The organism is Terrabacter sp. MAHUQ-38, assembly GCF_014518425.1.
Lineage (GTDB): Bacteria > Actinomycetota > Actinomycetes > Actinomycetales > Dermatophilaceae > Terrabacter.
In genome coordinates this window covers 748,566-767,654 of the sequence record NZ_JACVCU010000002.1, presented here as the reverse complement: position 1 = coordinate 767,654, position 19,089 = coordinate 748,566, and the positions used below count along the sequence as shown (strand labels likewise).

Genomic DNA, 19,089 nt, shown 5'->3' with positions numbered 1-19,089 from the left:
GTGGGCGCCGTGTTCGACGAGGCCCGCCTGGACGACGAGGGCGCCATCGCGTCCCTCGACCGCAGCGAGTCGCTGCGCGCCCTGGCCGGGGCCGGTGCCCAGGTGCGCCGCACCGTCGCCGCAGCCGGCGAGGCCGGGCTCGACCGCCTGCGTGACGTCGAGCCCCGCGGTGTCGTCGTAGCTGCGGCCGGCGGGTCGGTCGCCGTCGCCGACCTCTTCGAGGCGATCTCACGAGGCGCGTCCGCGCTGCCCGTCCAGAGCTGCTCGTCGGGCTCGCTCCCGGGCTGGGTCGGCACGCTCGACGTGGTCATCGCCGTCTCGCAGTCTGGCCGGGCCGCCGGAACGCTGGCCCTCGCGGCCGAAGCCGCGCGTCGCGGCGCCTTTCTCGTCACGGTCGGCGCCGCCGACTCGCCCCTCGCCGAGGTGGGCGCCCGGGCCCACGGCGTCCACGTGCCGATCGCCGTCGTCGGGTCGTCGTCGCGCACGTCGATGTGGGCGCAGGCCACGCCGGCCCTGCTCGCAGCCGACGCGCTGGGGATCGCCACCGTGAGCCACGAGACGCTCGGCGAGCTCGCCGACGTCCTCGACCGCGCCGCGACCGACGCCCGCCCGGGCTCGGAGTCGTTCGTCAACCCGGCCAAGGTGCTCGCGACCGAGCTCGCCGAGTCCACCCCGATCGTCCTCGGGGAGGGCACCTTCGGCGAGGTGACGGCGCGCCGGGCCGCCTCGATGTTCGGTCGCACCGGGCGCGTCCCGGTGGCCCACGGCTGCCTGCCCGACGCCGCGAGCCAGATCGTCGCGTGCTTCGACGGCCCTCTCGCCCCGGGCCAGTCCGGTGGCGGCGGCACCGACGACATCTTCGCCGACCCGTTCCTCGACGGGCCGAGCCGGGCCCCCCTGCGGCTGATCATGCTCCGTGACACCTCGGGGGCGGGGGACGGGCCGCGCGTCGCCGACACCGTCGTCTCCGTCGCCGAGGACGCCGGCGTACGCGTGTCGCTCGTCGACGCGCCCGACGCCGACCCGTTGCTGCGGCTGGCCCACCACGTCGCGCTCACCGACTTCGCCGCCACCTACCTCGCGCTCGGCCTGGGATTCGACCCAGCCACGTCACCGCACGTGCGCCTGCTGCGCGGCGCCCGGGCGCTCTGACCTGAGACCGCCCCGTAGGCTGCCACGGTGACGCAGCACTACGACCTCGCCATCATCGGCACCGGTTCGGGCAACTCGCTCGTGACCCCCGACTTCGACGACAAGCGCGTCGCCGTCATCGAGGGTGGCACCTTCGGGGGCACCTGCCTCAACGTCGGCTGCATCCCGACGAAGATGTTCGTCTACGCCGCGGACGTCGTCCGCGACGTGCGCGAGGCCGGACGGTACGGCGTCGACGCCACGCTCGAGGGCGTTCGGTGGGCCGACGTCCGCGACCGCATCTTCAGCCGCATCGACCCGATCTCCGAGGGCGGACGCCGCTACCGCGTCGAGGGGCCCAACACGACGGCCTACCTCGGACACGCCCGTTTCACCGGCGACCGCACGCTGTGCGTCGACCTCGGCGAGGGGCGCACAGAGACCCTCACGGCCGACCAGGTCGTCGTCGCCGCGGGGGCCCACCCCGTGATCCCCGACGTCGTGGCCGACTCGGGAGTCGGCTTCCACACGTCCGACACGATCATGCGCATCGACGAGCTGCCCGATCGGCTCGCGATCATCGGCGGCGGCTTCATCGCGGCCGAGATGGCGCACGTCTTCGCGTCGTTCGGGGTGCGCGTCACGATCGTCGCTCGCGGCCCGCGGCTGCTGCGCCACCTGGACACGGAGATCTCGCGGCGGTTCACCGACCTGGCCCGTGAGCAGTGGGACGTGCGCACCAGCACCACCGTCCTCGCCGTGGAGGCCGGAGGCGGCGGGCGCGGCGTACGGCTGCGTCTCGACAGCGGCTCCGACCTCGACGCCGACCTGCTCCTCGTCGCGACGGGTCGAGCGCCCAACAGCGCCGGTCTCGGCGCGGACGCCGGAGGCCTCAAGGTGCTCGAGGACGGCCGGGTCGACGTCGACGAGTACGGCCGCACCAGCGCGCCCGGCGTCTGGGCCCTCGGCGACGTCAGCTCGCACTACCAGCTCAAGCACGTCGCCAACGCCGAGGCCAGGACCATCGCGCACAACCTCGTGCACCCCGACGACCTGCGCCCGCTGCCGCACGACCACGTCCCCTCCGGCATCTTCAGCCACCCCCAGATCGCGACGGTCGGCCTGACCGAGGACGACTGCGTGGAGCAGGGCCGCGCCCACGTGGCGTACGTCCAGGAGTACGGCGACACGGCATACGGCTGGGCCATGGAGGACACGACGAGCGTGTGCAAGCTCGTCGCCGACCCGGAGACCGGGCTCCTGCTCGGCGCCCACCTCATGGGGCCGCAGGCGACGTCGCTCATCCAGCCGGTCGTTCAGGCGCTGGCCTTCGGCACGTCCGTGAGCGACCTGGCGCGCGGGGTGTACTGGATCCACCCAGCGCTCGCCGAGGTCGTCGAGAACGCGCTCCTCGGCCTGCCCCTCGACGCAGCCGGGTGAGCGGCTCCCAGCCCGTTCCCAGACCCGCCCTAGGATGACGCCATGGCAGGCGGACTCGTAGCGCTCCTCGACGACATCGCGGCACTGGTGAAGCTGGCGGCCGCCTCGGTCGACGACGTCGGCGCGGCCGCGGCGAAGGCCAGCGTCAAGGCCACCGGTGTCGTCGTCGACGACACCGCGGTGACGCCGCGGTACGTCCACGGTCTGGCGCCCGAGCGCGAGCTGCCGATCATCAAGCGGATCGCCCTCGGGTCGCTGCGCAACAAGCTGCTCGTCATCCTGCCGGTGATCATGCTGCTCAGCCAGTTCCTGCCGTGGCTGCTGACCCCGATCCTGATGATCGGCGGCGCGTACCTGTGCTACGAGGGCGCCGAGAAGGTCTGGGAGATCGTCTCGGGCCACCACGAGGAGGAGGCTGGGCCCGGCGAGGTCGACGAGGACCACGTCGTCTCCGGGGCGATCCGCACCGACTTCATCCTCTCGGCCGAGATCATGGTCATCGCCCTCAACGAGGTCGACGACGAGCCGTTCGTCTCGCGCGCGATCATCCTCATCGTCGTCGCGCTGCTCATCACCGCGCTCGTCTACGGCGTCGTCGGACTCATCGTCAAGATGGACGACGTCGGTCTCAAGCTCGCCGAGCGGGAGTCGGGCGGCTCGCAGCGCCTCGGTCGTGGACTCGTCAGGGGCATGCCGAGGCTCCTCTCGGTGCTCTCCACCGTCGGCATCGCGGCCATGCTGTGGGTCGGCGGCCACATCCTGCTCGTCGGCGTCGACGAGCTCGGCTGGCACTGGCTCTACGAGCTGGTCCACCAGCTCGAGGAGGGCGTGGCAGGGGTCGCCGGCATCGGTGGGGTGCTCGCCTGGCTGGTCAACACCGTCGCGTCGGCGCTCATCGGGCTGGTCGTCGGCGCCGTCGTCGTCGCGGTGCTGCACGTCGTCCCGCGGCGCAAGAGGTCCGACGAGGCCGCAGCCGCCCACTGACGAGCGGCGTTCGGCCCCCAGCCACGCTCACAGCGTCGAGCCACCCGCGTACCGTTGGCTCGCGGCCCGTCGGGTGGCCGCGTGCCCCGAAAGTGGCTCCGTGCCGAGGCAAACCTCGACGCCGCGGTTCGAGCCGACGAGTTCCCGCCGCTAGACTGGGCGACTGCCGGCGTGGGTGATGACCCGCCAGAAGAGCCCAGAGGGGCGCGCCGGGTCTGCACACCGACAATCCAAGGAAGCGATCACTCATGTCCTTCGACTACAAGGTTGCCGACCTGGGCCTCGCAGAGGCCGGCCGACACCAGCTCCGACTCGCCGAGCACGAGATGCCCGGCCTCATGGCGATCCGCGAGGAGTACGCCGAGGCCCAGCCCCTCAAGGGCGCCCGCATCGCCGGCTCGCTGCACATGACGGTCCAGACGGCCGTCCTCATCGAGACGCTCACCGCCCTCGGCGCCGAGGTCCGCTGGGCCAGCTGCAACATCTACTCGACCCAGGACGAGGCCGCCGCCGCGGTGGTCGTGGGCCCCAACGGCACCGCAGACGACCTGCAGGGCGTCCCCGTCTTCGCCTGGAAGGGCGAGACCCTCCCGGAGTACTGGTGGTGCACCGACCAGATCCTCACGTGGCCGGGTGGCGAGGGCGCGAACATGATCCTCGACGACGGCGGCGACGCGACGATGCTCGTCCACAAGGGTCTCGAGTGGGAGACGGCGGGCCAGGTGCCTCCCACCACCGACGAGGACTCCGAGGAGTTCGGCGTCTTCAAGGAGCTCGTGCGCCAGACGATGGCCACCGACCCCCGGAAGTGGACCACGGTCGCGGCCGGCATCAAGGGCGTCACCGAGGAGACGACGACCGGCGTCCACCGCCTCTACCAGCTCGCCGAGTCCGGTGACCTGCTCTTCCCGGCCATCAACGTCAACGACGCGGTCACGAAGAGCAAGTTCGACAACACCTACGGCTGCCGTCACTCGCTCATCGACGGCCTCAACCGCGCCACCGACGTCCTCATCGGCGGCAAGGTCACGGTCGTGGCCGGCTACGGGGACGTGGGCAAGGGCTGCGCGGAGTCGCTCCGCGGCCAGGGCGCTCGCGTCATCGTCACCGAGATCGACCCGATCTGCGCGCTCCAGGCCGCGATGGAGGGCTTCCAGGTCGCCCGGATGGAGGACGTCGTCGAGACCGCCGACATATTCGTCACGACGACCGGCTGCTACGACGTCATCACCGCAGACCACATGCAGAAGATGAAGAACAAGGCGATCGTCGCCAACATCGGCCACTTCGACAACGAGATCGACATGGCCGGCCTCGCGCGCGTCCCGGGCATCACGAAGACCCAGATCAAGCCGCAGGTGCACGAGTGGACCTTCGAGAGCGGCAGCTCGATCATCGTGCTGTCCGAGGGCCGCCTGATGAACCTCGGCAACGCGACGGGCCACCCGAGCTTCGTCATGAGCAACTCGTTCAGCAACCAGACGATCGCCCAGATCGAGCTGTTCACGAAGACCGGCGACTACGCCAAGCAGGTCTACACCCTGCCGAAGCACCTCGACGAGAAGGTCGCGCGCCTGCACCTCGACGCCCTCGGCGTCCGGCTGACGCAGCTGACGAAGGGCCAGGCCGAGTACCTCGGCGTCGATGTCGCCGGCCCCTACAAGCCGGACCACTACCGCTACTGACGGTCCGCCCGCCGGGCCTTCCGGCCCAGCCGACCGCTCACGTATGCCGTCCGCCTCGCAAGGCGGGCGGCATACGTGCGTCCGGAGTGCGTCGTCATGCCGGTCGGACCCGGTGGGCGACCGTCCGGGAGGTCACTGCGGGGCGCGGAGCAGGACGTACTGCGCGCCGCGCTGCTCGACGGTCCAGCGTGACTGCGCGACGAGGGCCTCGACCACGGGCTGGTCCTTGCCGAGCAGGGCGTAGCGGCAGCCGTTCCTCGTCACGTAGCCCTGCCAGCCGGGCGCCGCGCGCTCGAAGTCGATGTGCGTCCTGACGTAGCCGGCGTCGTAGACCTCGGTGCGGCCGTCGACGGTGGGACGGATGTTGGGGTGGCGCCAGATGAGCCATCCGCCGACGCCGTAGTCGTTGCACACGACGGTGTCCTGCGGCAGCGCCGCGAGTCGCGTGTCGAGGTCGTTGGCCCCCCACGTCGGTGCAGCGGCACGCGACGGGACGACGAGGGCGGCCACGACGAGCCCGAGTGCGGTCAGGCCGACCGTCAGACCCGCCTCGCGTCGCGTCCTGGGCTCCGGATCCTCGGGGAGCAGCCGCTGGATCGTCATCGCGGCGACCGGGGCGAGGACGGCCGCGCCCATCGCGACGGTGCGGCTGTAGAGCAGCGCCAGCCCGATGGCGAGGCCTACGAGGAGCACCTCGGTCCAGCGCGTTCGCTGTCGGGTCCGCGCCCAGATGAGCACGACGGCGGCTGCGAGGAGCAGGAGGAAGAGGAAGCCCGGCTGCTTGAGCGAGGGCGGCATCCACTCCTCGATGAACTGGGTCACCTCGTTGACTGCGAACGGGGACAGGAGCAGCTCGGGCCCCGTCGGAGTCACCGCCGCCGCAGCGAGCGAGGCCACGGGCACGAGCGCGAGACGGCCCCACTGCCGCAGGGCGACCGCACGGTCGAGGGCGATGCCGACGAGTGCCACGACGCCGATGACGACGCCGAAGAACCACATCCCGTGGGTGCAGGCCCAGACCCACGTCGCCGCGATGAGCCACCACCGCGGCCGGCCGTCCTGAGCGGACCGCAGCCAGGCGACGGTGAACGCCACGGCGAAGGCGAACGAGAGCAGGTGCGGTCGCAGGGACAGGCTCTGGCTCATCGCGGCGAGCGCGACCGCGGTGACGGCCGCCGACGCGAGGAGCGAGCCACTGGCTCGCGTCGCGCGCCACAGCGTCAGGCCGATGACGGCTCCGCCGAGGGGGAGCAGCCACGCGACCCCCGGGAGCCCCAGCGCCTGCTGGACGACGCTCATGAGGAGCTCGGGCAGCCACTCGTGCAGCCGCCACGGCTGGGTCGCGGAGGCGCTCCAGGGGTCAGGTCCGTTGAAGGTCCAGGTCTCGCGGAGGTAGTCGCCGGCCGCGATGTGCCAGAAGGTGTCCGGGTCGCCTATCGGCCGCGCGAGCTGGACGACGGCGGCGAGGAGGACGACACCGGGCAGGGCCTGCCGGATGCGTAGTGGCAGCGGGCCGCGTCGACGCGGGGCAGCCTGCTCAGCCGGGTCCGAGGAGTCGCTCCGGTGCGCGTCACCGGGCCGCGGAGTCGGCTCGTCCGCCCCCGTCGCCGCCTCGGCTCCTGCGCGCCCCCGCGTGTCGCTCGTCACCGGGAGATCATCCCCGCTCGAGGGGCCGAGCGCGCGCTTTTGGGTGGATTGGCGACGGGCGTGGCGGCCGTCCTCGCACCCGCGTGGCGCCCGACGCGACGGGTCTCCCGGCGCGTCGGGGGCCGCCCGCCGTGGCAGGATCGTCCCGACTCACCTCCACCCATGTCTGGCAGGACCCTCCATGAACAAGCTCGTCACCGGCGCGATCGCCGTCGCCCTGTCCGTCTCACTCGCCGCCTGCTCCAAGGCGGTCGACCAGGGTCCCACGCAGACCACGTCGGTCGGGTCGAGCTCCAGCAGCACGACGCCGACCGACACGATGTCCTCGGCGACGTCCGATGACACCGGGACCGGCACCGGTAGCGCCACGGCGGGTCCGGTCGACCAGACCACCCCCGAGGCCGTCATGACGTCGTGGCTCGGCGCGATGGTGGCGGGCGACGGCAACACCGTCTGCTCGCTCATGGCGACGCAGGGCAAGGCGATCTCGAGCATCCCCGGTGCGGCGGACGCCTGCGGCAAGACGATCACCCCGATGCTCGACCAGATCAAGGAGCTCGGTGCCGCCTTCCAGGGCCTCAAGATCAGCGGCGCCACGGTGAAGGGCAACACCGCCACCTTCGAGAGCGTCACGACCGAACCGGCGCTCGCGGCCGACGTCGTGGCCAGCTTCAAGGCGGTCAAGATCGGTGGCAAGTGGTACGTCACGCAGGGCTGACCCTCGCCTGAGGCCGTAGGCCGTCCAGTGGCCGCCGGTGGCCATGAAGGCCCAGCAGTCCTCCGTATGCGGTGTCCCCGCCTTCCGGCGGAGCCGGCCGCACGTTCGTGCACGGGCACGCCGTCGGGCGTGTGTGATGATTTGGTCAGGACATACGGGGCGCGTTGTTCGCGGTCCCGGGAAGGAGTGTGTCGTGAAGGGTCGGGTACTGGTCGTCGACGACGACCTCGCACTCGCCGAGATGCTCGGGATCGTGCTGCGCAACGAGGGGCTCGAGGTCACGCACGTGGCTGACGGCTCCGAGGCGGTGGGCGCGTTCCGCGACTCGCGGCCCGACCTCGTCCTGCTCGACGTCATGCTGCCGGGTCTCGACGGCATGGAGGTGTGTCGCCGTATCCGGTCCGAGAGCGGTGTGCCGATCGTCATGCTGACGGCACGCACCGACACCGTCGACGTCGTCGTCGGCCTCGAGTCCGGTGCCGACGACTACGTCATGAAGCCGTTCAAGCCGCAGGAGCTCATCGCGCGCGTCCGGGCCCGCCTGCGCCGCGGTGACGAGCCCGCGCCCGAGAAGCTCTCGATCGGCGACCTCGAGATCGACGTCGCAGGCCACTCCGTCAAGCGCGACGGCCAGTCCCTGTCGCTCACGCCCCTCGAGTTCGACCTCCTCGTCGCGCTCGCGCGCAAGCCGTGGCAGGTGTTCACCCGCGAGGTCCTGCTCGAGCAGGTGTGGGGCTACCGCCACGCGGGCGACACGCGCCTGGTCAACGTCCACGTCCAGCGGCTGCGCTCGAAGATCGAGCACGACCCCGAGCGTCCCGAGATCGTCGTGACCGTGCGCGGTGTCGGGTACAAGGCCGGCCCGTCCTGAGATGAACGGGCGCGCGGCCACGAGCGGACTCGCGAGCCTGGCCTCGCGGGTCGGGTCATGGCTGCGCGGTGCGTGGCACCGGGTCCTGCACCTGTGGCGGGCCTCGCTCGGCTTCCGCGTCGTCATGGTGACGATGCTGCTCGGCATCCTCGTGCTGACCGCGGTGGGCACCTACCTCTACGGCTCGATCGCGCAGGGTCTCGTCGACAGCCGGCAACGCATCGCGGCGGAGGACAGCCTGCGTGACGCGAGCGACGCCCAGCGGGCCTTCGACACGACCGACCAGAACGACTCGACGGGCGCACTGACCCAGTTCGCGACGAGCCTGGTGAAGCAGTACCGCCGCGATGCCGGCAACGAGACCCGCTACGTGGTCCTCTCGCGCCTCGCCAACAACAACGACGGCCGCGTCATCATGAACGCCATCGAGAGCGGCACGGTGGGCGTGCGCTTCATCCCGGACGAGCTACGGGCCGAGGTGGCTGCCCAGCCGGACCACCAGCACCTGCAGGTGGCGACGATCGAGGAGGGCAGCGACACGATCTCTGCCGTCATCGTCGGGCAGCGCATCGACACGGGTGTGGCCGGGGACTACGGCCTCTACTTCATCTACCCGATGCACCGCGAGCGCGAGATCATCTCGTTCGTCGGCCAGACCTTCCTCATCGGCGGCGCCGCGCTCATCCTGCTCGTCGGCGCCATCGCCTTCGTCGTCACCCGCCTCGTGGCCGACCCCGTCCGGCGCGCGGCCATCGTCGCCGAGAAGTTCGCCGAGGGCAACCTCAACGAGCGCATGCGGGCCAAGGGCGAGGACGACCTCGCCCGGCTCGGCAACTCCTTCAACGCGATGGCCGCCTCGATCCAGCAGCAGATCGCCCAGCTCGAGAACCTCTCGCGGGTCCAGCAACGCTTCGTGTCGGATGTGTCGCACGAGCTGCGCACGCCGCTCACGACGATCCGCATGGCCGGCGACCTCATCCACGACTCGCGAGGTGACTTCGAGCCCACCGTGGCCCGCTCGGCCGAGCTGTTGCGCGGAGAGCTCGACCGGTTCGAGGAGCTGCTCGCCGACCTGCTCGAGATCTCGCGGTTCGACGCCGGCGCCGCGGTGCTCGATGTCGAGGCCAGCGACCTGTGCGCCTCGGTCGAACGCGCCGTCGACGCCCACCGCACCCTCGCGGCGCGCAAGGGCACGCAGCTGCGCGTCGAGGCGCCCGCAGAGCCGGTCATCGCCGACATGGACTCCCGCCGCATCGAGCGCATCCTGCGCAACCTGATCTCCAACGCCATCGAGCACGGCGAGGGCAAGCCGGTCGAGGTGACCGTGGGAGCCAACGACACGGCCGTGGCCGTCACGGTGCGTGACCACGGTGTCGGACTGCGTCCCGGCGAGGCTGCCCTCGTCTTCACCCGCTTCTGGCGCGCCGACCCCGCGCGGGCCCGCACGACGGGCGGCACCGGCCTGGGCCTCGCCATCGCGCTCGAGGATGCCCGGCTGCATGCCGGTCGCCTCGAGGCGTGGGGCGCGCGCGGCGAGGGCTCCTGCTTCCGGCTGACCCTGCCCCGCAAGGCCGACGCGACGATCACCAGCTCCCCGCTGCCGCTCAGCCCGCTCGCCGCGGAGGCTGCGCGGGCGCGCAGCGCCGACGGGCGTGGAGGTGACGATGGCGGGGCCGCGTCGCGCGCCGATGACGAGACGGTGCGGCTGCGTCGCATCGTCGTGGAGCGCACGCCGTGACACGCCGTCTGGTCGCGGGGCTCGCCGTCGCGATGGCCACGCTGCTCACAGGGTGCGGCTGGGGCGGTCTTCCGGCGTCGGGGCCCGTCGTCGAGGGCCGCGCTCTCAGCGAGGTGCTGGGCGAGCAGGTACGGGTGGTGGCGCAGGGACCCGTCGACGGGTCGAGCCAGGAGGCGATCGTCCGCGGCTTCCTGCGCGCGGGCGAGGACAACGACGACACCCACGCGACCGGCAAGCTCTTCCTCGCGCCGCAGTCGGTGGACCTCTGGCGCTGGTCGAGCGACGAGGTCGTGGTCTACGACGGCGACCTCACCATCCGGCCGGTCGACGACGACACCGTCAGGGTCTCGGCCAAGGTCCTGGCTCGCCTCACCAATGACGGGCGCTACGTCGAGCAGGAGCCCGGCGCCCGTCAGGAGATGACCCTCGGGCTGACGAAGGTCGGTGGTGAGTGGCGGATCGAGCTGCCGCGCAACGGGTTCGGGATGTGGCTCGACAGCGACCAGTTCTCCCGCGTCTACACCAACCGGTTCGTCTACTACGTCACGCCCAACGGGCGCGACCTCGTGCCCGACTCGCGGTGGTTCCCCAACGGCTCCAGGCTCGCCACGACCTTGGCTCGTGCACAGCTGAGCGCCGTGCCCGACCACCTCAAAGGTGCCGTCACCACGGGGGTGCCCCCGGCCACGCGACTCGCCGTCAACGCGGTCCCGGTCGAGAACGGCACCGCGCAGGTCAACCTCAGCGGCCAGGCGCTCTCGGCCGGCCCCGCGGACCGCGCCGCGATGTGGGCGCAGCTGACCAAGACGCTCCTGCAGGTCTCGTCGGTCAGCGCCGTCGCGCTCTCCGTCGACAACACGCCTCTCGAGCTGTCCGGTGGTGTCACGTCCGTCGCCACCTCGTCCGAGCTCGGCTACGACGTGGTGCCCCGGTCGACCCTCGACACGGCCCTCGTGCGGCGCGGCGACACGCTCCGCCGCATCGACCCGCGCTACGTGCCCGACACCGGCGCATCGAGGCGCCCTGACCTGGGCCCGAAGGACGGTGATGTCGAGCGCATCCCCGACATGTGGCGCAGCCTCGCGCTGTCCGTCGACGGCAAGCAGGTCGCTGCCGTCTCGCGTGACCTGCGCGACCTGTCGATCTGGCGCGCCACCGAGCCGACCCGCACGCTGGCCCCCTTCGCCACGAGCCTCACCAAGCCCGCCTACGACGCCGACGGCTACCTGTGGATCGGGGGAGCGGCCGACGAGGGTGACGACCGCGTGTTCGTCCTCGACTCGGTGTCGAGCGACCCGCACGCCGCCCCGAAGGCCATTCACGCACCCTGGCTCGAGGGCCGCCGGGTGGTCGAGCTGTCGGTGTCGGCCGACGCGGCCAGGGCCCTGGTCGTGACGACCGCCCTGAACGGCAGCGACGTCCAGCTCGGCCTGTGCGGCATCGTCAGGGCCACGAACGGCGAGCCCACCGCGTTGGCGCAGCCGCTGCGCCAGGCACAGTCGCTCGGCGTCATCCAGGACGTCACGTGGCTCGACCCCAGCAACTACGCCGTGCTCGGCAAGGTGCGCGAGCGCGACGTGATGCGACCGTGGCTCGGCACGCTGGGCGCCGGCGTCGACGGTGCACTGCGTGAGTCCGGTCGGCTCGGCGAGGTGCCCGGCGCCGCGTCGATCACGACCGTAGGGGGACCGCGCGGCATCATCATCGTCACGAGCGACGACCGGGTCCTGGCGCGGGCCGGGTCGACGTGGCGGCGCATCGTCCAGGGCAGCGACGTCCTGGTCCCCGGAGGCTGACCGACCGGCCGGACCACATGCCTCCGCCTGTCCACACCCGCCGTGCAGCATGACGACGGCGTCCACAGGCCCCCCGCGTCACCGTGCGTCCCACGGTCGCGACAGGTGGGATGGGTGAGTGGAAGGTCGCGCAGCAGGCGGCTCACGGCGCCGGACCTCCCCCTGGCCGCGCTCGGAGCCGTGGGGCCCGATGCGTGACCACTCCCGCGGCTCGCCCGTGCTGGCGGCGATGGGCGCCCTCACCGACCTCGTCCTTCCCCGGGAGTGCGGTGGCTGCCTCCGCGCCGGCTCCTCGTGGTGCGCGCGCTGCAGGCGGGCGCTCGCGACACTCTCCTTCGGCCCGGCGACCGGCAACACCGGCGGAGGGCCCTGGGTCGTGCCGCATCCGGTGCCCGCGGGTCTTCCGTCCGTTCACGCCTGGGGTGTCTATGCCGACCCGCTCAGGGCGGTCGTCTCCGCGTGGAAGGACGTCGGTCGCCGCGACCTCGTGGGCGTGCTCGCGCCCCTGCTCACAGCCTCGGTGTCCGGCGCGGTGGCCGGCGCGGGCTGGGGCGACGGGGTCGTGCTCGTGGTTCCTGCACCCTCCTCCGGGCGGGCGGTGCGGGCACGCGGGGACACGCCGATCGTCGCGCTCTGTGAGGCATCCCTCGAGCAGCTCGCAGACCGGGCGGGGCCGGCCCTCCGGGTCGCGCCGGCCCTGCGTCACGTGCGACGGGTTGCAGACCAGTCCGGGCTCGGCACCGGGGAGCGGCGAGGCAACCTGAGCGACGCGGTCGCAGTGAAGCCATTGTGGCGCAACGCGATCCGCGACCGACGGTGCGTGCTGGTCGACGACGTCGTCACGACCGGGGCGACGCTCGCAGAGGCCGCTCGCGCTCTGCGCGAGGCCGGTGCGCGGGGTGTCGTGGCCGCCACGATTGCTGCGACGCAGCGCACGCGCGGGTGAGTCCGACGTCGTCGGTGTGGACCCGTCTGTGCATCACCTGTGATGTTCGGAAGGGTTCGCGCGGATGCCTTCCCAGCGGACGCGCGGCCCAAGTAGTGTCGAGGCATGGACCCCGTCCCTGCGGAGTCGCCTTCCGGCGCCTCCCCGGGACGTGATCGAGCGGAAGGGGGACCGAACTGACCATCGGGCCCTGTCCCAGGCGACACGGCCCCGAACCACTCTCACTGCACGCACGAAGAAGACGTGCGCGATCAAGGAGGAACCGTGGAGATCGTCGTCACTGGACGTCATGTCCAGATCCCCGACCGATTCCGTGAGCAGCTGGACGAGCGAATGGCCAAGGTGTCGGCGCTCGCCCCCAAGGTGCACCGCGTCGACGTCGTCGTCACACACGAACGCGTCGCCCGCGGATCGGAGAAGGTCGAGATCACCTGCCACGCCAAGGGACCCGTGATCCGGGCGGAGGCTTGTCTCGACGACAAGTTCGCCGCCCTCGACGCGGCCGTTGACAAGCTCATGGAACGCCTCAGGCGGGTGCACGACAAGCGGCGCGTCAGCCGCGGACGACGGATTCCCGAGTCGGTCGCACAGGCGACCGCACGCATCGACAACTCGACCAACGGGTCGGCTCCCGGGGCGTCAGACCGCGAGGGCGGCGAGGGACGGATCGACGACCTGGAGCGCTTCGGAGCGCTCGGCAACTCGCCCATCGAGGTCCGCGAGAAGATCCACACGGCCGCACCCATGTCGCTCGAGGACGCCGTGAACCAGATGGAGCTCGTCGGCCACGACTTCTTCCTCTTCCATGACGCGGACACCGACCGCCCGAGCGTGGTCTATCGGCGGCGCGGCTGGAGCTACGGGGTGCTGCACCTCGAGACCGACGTGGACGCCGGCGTCGCCGCCACGGGCTGAACCCCGTCTCCCGAGCGGTGACGGCGACGGGGCGCCCCCTCCCTCGGAGGGGACGCCCCGTCGCCGGGGCCCCCGAAGGAGTCCGTGCCGAAGAGCCCGCGCGTCCGGCACGCCTGCCGTCCGTGGTCTTTGACAGGATGGACCGGTGAACCCGCCGCCCGATGTCATCCGTGTCCTCATCGTCGACGACCACGCCCTCTACCGCCGCGGACTGCAGACGGTCCTGGCGACCGAAGACGGCATCGAGGTGGTCGGTGAGGCGGCCGACGGGGTTGAGGCGGTCGACCAGGCCGAGGAGACCCTGCCCGACGTCATCGTCATGGACGTCGGCATGCCGAAGCGTGGCGGAATCGACGCCTGCCGCGTCATCAAGCAGCGAGTCCCCTCGGCGCGCATCCTCATGCTCACCAGCTCCGACGACGAGGCCAACCTCTTCGAGGCGGTCCGGGCCGGCGCCAACGGCTACCTCCTCAAGGACGTCCCGCCCGAAGAGGTCGCGGTCGGCATCCGCGGGGTCTTCCACGGCCAGTCCCTGTTGTCGCCGATGATGGCCTCCAAGCTGCTCACCGAGTTCGCCCAGATCAGCCAGCGCGCGTCCGTGCCGGCTCCCACGCCGGGCCTCGAGCTGCCGCGGCTGACCGACCGCGAGCTCGGCATCCTGAGGCTCGTCGCGCGCGGACGGCTCAACCGCGAGATCGCGGGCGAGCTGTTCATCTCCGAGAACACCGTGCGCAACCACATCCGCAACATCCTCGACAAGCTCCAGATGCACTCGCGCATGGAAGCGGCGATGTACGCCGTGCGCCAGCGGCTCATCGACCCCGACTGACCGGTCGAGACCAGGAGCGCCGCCCATGACCGCTGCCACGCGCACGATGACGCGCGCCCAGGCCCGGCGGGTCGCCATCGCGGCCCAGGGCTTCCTGGACCCGCGCCCCGCGCCGTTCGCGGCGACGATGCGCCACGTCCAGCGCGTCGTCGACCGCGTCGGCGTCATCCAGATCGACAGCGTCAACGTGCTCGCCCGCAGCCAGTACCTCCCGCTCTTCTCGCGCCTGGGCCCCTACGACACGACGCTGCTCGACCGGGCCCGCGACCGCGCGCCGCGGCGGCTTGTCGAGTACTGGGCCCACGAGGCGAGCCTCGTGCCGCCCGCCACCTGGCCGCTGCTCGACTTCCGCATGCGGGCTGCCGCCGAGAAGGCCTGGGGCGGGATGCGCCGGATCCTCGCGGAGCGCCCCGACTTCGTCGACCTCGTCCTCGCGGAGGTCGAGGCCCGCGGCCCCATGACGACGCGCGAGGTCGAGCTCGCTCTGGAGCACGACGAGCCGCGCCGCAACGACCACTGGGGCTGGAACTGGTCAGACGTCAAACGGGCGCTCGAGTACCTCTTCTGGGCCGGACGGATCAGCTCGGCCGGGCGCACGACGCAGTTCGAGCGGAGGTATGCGGCCCTGACGACCACCGCGCCCCCCGCACAGCGCGCGGCATGGACCGACCGGCCGGGCCCGGAGGCCGATCCCGACCGGTACCTCGAGCTGATCCGCATCGCAGCCCGCTCACACGGCGTCGGCGCCGAGCTGTGCCTGGCCGACTACTTCCGGATCAAGCGCGAGGACGCCCGACCCGCGATCGCGCGCCTGGTCGCGGCCGGCGAGCTCGTCCCGGTGACCGTCCCGGGCTGGAAGCCGGCCTGGTTGCACGCCGAGGCGCGGCTGCCGCGCCGGGTGCACGCCGAGGCGCTGCTGAGCCCGTTCGACTCGCTCGTCTGGCAACGCGAGCGCATCCACGCGCTCTGGGACTTCCACTACCGCATCGAGATCTACACGCCCGCCGAGAAGCGCGTCCACGGCTACTACGTCCTGCCGTTCCTCTACGGCGATGCGCTCGTGGCACGGTGCGACCTCAAGGCCGACCGTTCCGCCGGCGTGCTGCGCTGCCACCGCGTCACCTGGGAGCCGGGCGCGCCGCCGGAGGCACGGGTGGCGCTGGTCACCAACCTGCGGTCGATGGCCGCTTGGCTCGGTCTCGCGGACGTCGTCGTAGCCGCCGACTGAGCTGCCGGACAGTGGCAGCAGGGCACGGGCGCACGGCATACGGCCTCTGTGGTGTTCCGGTGCGGTGGACCGGGGCAGGGCCGGAACCGCGTCGCCTGCCGGTGCGTTGGTCGTTGTGTCCGGAAGGCGGCTAGCCTAGGCGGGTCCCGTGACGCATCGCGGGCGATGGAGCCCGCCCACCGGGCGAGTCCACACGTTCAGTCGGGAGTGAGATCACCAGATGGCCGTCATCGAGAAGCTGCTTCGCGCCGGCGAAGGCCGGACCCTGAAGAAGCTCCAGGGCATCGCCAAGCAGGTCAACGCCCTCGAAGCCGACTTCGAGAAGCTCACCGACGAGGAGCTGCGCGAGGAGACCAAGGGTTTCCGTGAGCGGCTCGACAACGGCGAGACGCTCGACATGCTTCTCCCCGAGGCCTTCGCCGCCGTCCGCGAGGCGAGCAAGCGCACGCTCGGCAAGCGCCACTTCGACGTGCAGATCATGGGCGGCGCCGCACTGCACCAGGGCAACGTCGCCGAGATGAAGACCGGTGAGGGCAAGACCCTCGTCGCTACCCTGCCGAGCTACCTCAACGCCCTCTCCGGCCAGGGCGTGCACGTCATCACCGTCAACGACTTCCTCGCCGAGTACCAGTCCGAGCTCATGGGCCGCGTGCACCGCGCCCTCGGCATGGAGACCGGCTGCATCCTCAGCCAGATGACGCCGGAGCAGCGGCGCGCCGAGTACGCCAAGGACATCACGTACGGCACGAACAACGAGTTCGGCTTCGACTACCTGCGCGACAACATGGCGTGGGACCCCGCCGAGCTGGTCCAACGTGGCCACAACTTCTGCATCGTCGACGAGGTCGACTCGATCCTCATCGACGAGGCCCGCACGCCGCTCATCATCTCGGGTCCGGCCGACCTCGCGACCAAGTGGTACGTCGAGTTCGCGCGCATCGCGGCTCGCCTCAACCGCGGCGAGGACGGCCGCGGCGACTACGAGGTCGACGAGAAGAAGCGCACCGTCGGCGTCCTCGAGTCGGGCATCGCGCGCGTCGAGGACCTCCTCGGCATCGACAACCTCTACGACACGGTCAACACGCCGCTCATCGGCTACCTCAACAACTCCATCAAGGCCAAGGAGCTGTTCAAGAAGGACAAGGACTACGTCGTCATGAACGGCGAGATCCTCATCGTCGACGAGCACACCGGCCGCATGCTCCCCGGCCGCCGCTACAACGAGGGCATGCACCAGGCGATCGAGGCGAAGGAGGGCGTCGAGATCAAGAACGAGAACCAGACGCTCGCCACGATCACCCTCCAGAACTACTTCCGCATGTACGACAAGCTCTCGGGCATGACCGGCACCGCCCAGACCGAGGCGGCCGAGCTCAACTCGATCTACAAGCTCGGTGTCATCCCGATCCCGACGAACCGGCCGATGATCCGCGTCGACCAGCCCGACCTCGTCTACCGCACCGAGATCGCGAAGTTCGATGCCGTCGTCGACGACATCGCAGAGCGCCATGCGAGCGGGCAGCCGGTGCTCGTGGGCACGGTGTCGGTCGAGAAGTCCGAGTACCTCTCCCAGCAGCTGAAGAAGCGCGGCATCAAGCACGAGGTGCTCAACGCCAAGCAGCACGAGCGGGAGGCCGCGATCGTCGCCGAGGCGGGCCGCAAGGGCGCCGTCACCGTCGCGACCAACATGGCCGGTCGCGGCACCGACATCATGCTCGGCGGCAACTCCGAGTTCCGTGCCGTGGCCGAGCTGAAGCGCCGCGGCCTGGACCCGCACGAGACGCCGGAGGAGTACGAGGCGGCGTGGGACGAGGCCCTGGCAAAGGCTGAGCAGGACGTCGCGGCCGAGCACGAGGAGGTCACGGAGCTCGGCGGTCTCTACGTCCTCGGCACCGAGCGCCACGAGTCGCGACGTATCGACAACCAGCTGCGCGGACGCTCCGGCCGCCAGGGCGACCCGGGCGAGTCCCGGTTCTACCTCTCGCTCAACGACGACCTCATGCGGCTGTTCAACGCGGGCCTCGTCGACCGGTTCATGCAGACGGCCGGCATGGAGGACCACGTGCCGATCGAGAGCAAGATGGTCACGAACTCGATCCAGAAGGCCCAGGGCGCGGTCGAGGCGCAGAACTACGAGATCCGCAAGAACGTCCTCAAGTACGACGACGTCATGAACCGTCAGCGCCAGGTCATCTACGACGAGCGGCGCGCTGTGCTCGGGGGCGAGGACCTGCACGAGCAGCTGCGCCTCTTCGTCAACGACGTCGTCGGCTCCTACGTCGACGCCGCCACCGGAGAGGGCTTCGCCGCCGACTGGGACCTCGAGAAGCTCTGGGACGCGATGCGCCAGGTCTATCCCGTGTCCCTCACGATCGAGGAGGTCGAGGACATGGCCGGGGGCCGGCAGGCCATCTCGGCCGAGCTGCTGCGCGAGCAGCTCATGTCCGACGCCCACCGCGCGTACGACCTTCGTGAGGAGTCGCTCGGGTCCGAGACGATGCGAGAGGTCGAGCGCCGCGTCGTGCTCTCGGTCCTGGACCGCAAGTGGCGTGAGCACCTCTATGAGATGGACTATCTCCAGGAGGGCATCGGACTTCGGGCCATGGCCCAGCGAGACCCTCTCATCGAGTACCAGCGCGAGGGCTTCCAGCTGTTCGAGGCGATGATGGACGCGATCAAGGAGGAGTCGGTCTCGCACCTCTTCTCGGTCGAGGTCCAGCTCCCGGAGCCCGCCACGCCGGTCGGTGCCGCCCCGATGTCGGTCGCCGACCTGGTCGGCGGCCTCGCCGCGGCCGGTCAGACCCCCGACGACGCCACCGGCGCGGCCGGCTCCCCGGAGGGCGGAGAGGCCCCGGCGGGCGGTCGGGCGTTCGGTGCGGGCGCCGGCGTACGCGTGTCCGGCGTCGACCTCGACACCGAGGGCCAGCGTTCGGGTGCCCTGCGCTACAGCGCGCCCGGCGAGGACGGTCGCGCCGTCGAGACGGGCGGCCAGCAGACGGTCGAGCGCAGGGCCGACCGCCGCGGCAAGAAGGTCAAGCGCAAGCGCCGCTGACCCCGAAACGACACGAACGACACGGGCAACGGCCCGGCCACCGGCGCGGTGGCCGGGCTGTTGTGCTCCCACCGGTGCTGCCGGGAGACCTCGACGGGCTCAGCGGATG

The 19,089-nt window shown here is 71.3% G+C and carries 14 protein-coding genes; 13 read left to right on the top strand and 1 reads right to left on the bottom strand.

The genetic code is table 11. The annotated features are described in order from the left end of the window. The 4 genes from H9I49_RS10485 to ahcY all read left to right on the top strand — a co-directional run bounded on the left by H9I49_RS10485 (position 1) and on the right by ahcY (position 5,240). Entirely contained in the window at positions 1-1,152 is a 1,152-nt protein-coding gene (locus H9I49_RS10485; RefSeq protein ID WP_188030270.1) for an SIS domain-containing protein, read from the top strand. 27 nt (positions 1,153-1,179) lie between these two features. Further along, on the top strand, positions 1,180-2,571 hold the full coding sequence (locus tag H9I49_RS10480) for a mycothione reductase (RefSeq protein ID WP_188030269.1): 1,392 nt from the start codon (positions 1,180-1,182) through the stop codon (positions 2,569-2,571). Between the two features lie 42 nt (positions 2,572-2,613). Then, entirely contained in the window at positions 2,614-3,555 is a 942-nt protein-coding gene (locus H9I49_RS10475; RefSeq protein ID WP_188030268.1) for a DUF808 domain-containing protein, read from the top strand. A gap of 248 nt (positions 3,556-3,803) precedes the next feature. After that, complete coding sequence (gene ahcY / locus H9I49_RS10470; RefSeq protein WP_188030267.1) at positions 3,804-5,240, top strand: adenosylhomocysteinase; 1,437 nt, start codon at positions 3,804-3,806, stop codon at positions 5,238-5,240. A 132-nt stretch (positions 5,241-5,372) separates the two neighbouring features. On the opposite strand, the gene H9I49_RS10465 is transcribed toward ahcY, so the two are convergent. Next, complete coding sequence (locus H9I49_RS10465; protein WP_188030266.1) at positions 5,373-6,887, bottom strand: hypothetical protein; 1,515 nt, start codon at positions 6,885-6,887, stop codon at positions 5,373-5,375. Between the two features lie 181 nt (positions 6,888-7,068). Between H9I49_RS10465 and H9I49_RS10460 the strand changes: the two genes are divergently transcribed. The 9 genes from H9I49_RS10460 (at position 7,069) to secA (ending at position 18,980) form a co-directional block, all read left to right on the top strand. Further along, positions 7,069-7,605, top strand: a complete 537-nt coding sequence (locus tag H9I49_RS10460) for a hypothetical protein (RefSeq protein ID WP_255523811.1) — start codon at positions 7,069-7,071, stop codon at positions 7,603-7,605. A 193-nt stretch (positions 7,606-7,798) separates the two neighbouring features. Then, positions 7,799-8,476, top strand: coding sequence for an MtrAB system response regulator MtrA (gene mtrA, locus H9I49_RS10455; RefSeq protein ID WP_370587519.1), 678 nt, complete (start codon positions 7,799-7,801; stop codon positions 8,474-8,476). Position 8,477: 1 nt separating this feature from the next. Then, the gene (gene mtrB, locus H9I49_RS10450; protein ID WP_255523810.1) at positions 8,478-10,214 is read left to right on the top strand and encodes an MtrAB system histidine kinase MtrB; all 1,737 of its coding nucleotides are present in this window, start codon (positions 8,478-8,480) and stop codon (positions 10,212-10,214) included. Next, the gene (locus tag H9I49_RS10445; protein WP_188030264.1) at positions 10,211-12,010 is read left to right on the top strand and encodes a GerMN domain-containing protein; all 1,800 of its coding nucleotides are present in this window, start codon (positions 10,211-10,213) and stop codon (positions 12,008-12,010) included. The genes mtrB and H9I49_RS10445 overlap by 4 nt, the downstream gene beginning before the upstream one ends. A 190-nt stretch (positions 12,011-12,200) precedes the next feature. Then, the gene (locus H9I49_RS23445) at positions 12,201-12,956 is read left to right on the top strand and encodes a ComF family protein (RefSeq protein ID WP_223128483.1); all 756 of its coding nucleotides are present in this window, start codon (positions 12,201-12,203) and stop codon (positions 12,954-12,956) included. Between the two features lie 264 nt (positions 12,957-13,220). After that, positions 13,221-13,871 (top strand): ribosome hibernation-promoting factor, HPF/YfiA family, encoded by a 651-nt coding sequence (hpf, locus tag H9I49_RS10435; protein ID WP_188030263.1) that lies wholly within the window; start codon positions 13,221-13,223, stop codon positions 13,869-13,871. A 145-nt stretch (positions 13,872-14,016) separates the two neighbouring features. Then, a complete protein-coding gene (locus H9I49_RS24195; RefSeq protein ID WP_188030262.1) occupies positions 14,017-14,700 on the top strand; it encodes a response regulator transcription factor in 684 nt (227 codons plus the stop codon). Positions 14,701-14,725: 25 nt separating this feature from the next. Next, positions 14,726-15,928: a winged helix-turn-helix domain-containing protein gene (locus H9I49_RS10425; protein ID WP_255523809.1), complete on the top strand. Its 1,203-nt coding sequence runs from the start codon at positions 14,726-14,728 to the stop codon at positions 15,926-15,928. A 220-nt stretch (positions 15,929-16,148) separates the two neighbouring features. Continuing rightward, on the top strand, positions 16,149-18,980 hold the full coding sequence (secA, locus tag H9I49_RS10420) for a preprotein translocase subunit SecA (RefSeq protein ID WP_188030261.1): 2,832 nt from the start codon (positions 16,149-16,151) through the stop codon (positions 18,978-18,980). Positions 18,981-19,089: the final 109 nt, after the last annotated feature.

Bases quoted from the DNA above. Each gene is read 5' to 3' on its own strand.
- H9I49_RS10460 (WP_255523811.1), top strand. From the start codon at position 7,069: ATGAACAAGCTCGTCACCGGCGCGATCGCCGTCGCCCTGTCCGTCTCA.
- secA (WP_188030261.1), top strand. From the start codon at position 16,149: ATGGCCGTCATCGAGAAGCTGCTTCGCGCCGGCGAAGGCCGGACCCTG.
- mtrB (WP_255523810.1), top strand. From the start codon at position 8,478: ATGAACGGGCGCGCGGCCACGAGCGGACTCGCGAGCCTGGCCTCGCGG.
- H9I49_RS10475 (WP_188030268.1), top strand. From the start codon at position 2,614: ATGGCAGGCGGACTCGTAGCGCTCCTCGACGACATCGCGGCACTGGTG.
- H9I49_RS23445 (WP_223128483.1), top strand. From the start codon at position 12,201: ATGCGTGACCACTCCCGCGGCTCGCCCGTGCTGGCGGCGATGGGCGCC.
- H9I49_RS10425 (WP_255523809.1), top strand. From the start codon at position 14,726: ATGACCGCTGCCACGCGCACGATGACGCGCGCCCAGGCCCGGCGGGTC.
- ahcY (WP_188030267.1), top strand. From the start codon at position 3,804: ATGTCCTTCGACTACAAGGTTGCCGACCTGGGCCTCGCAGAGGCCGGC.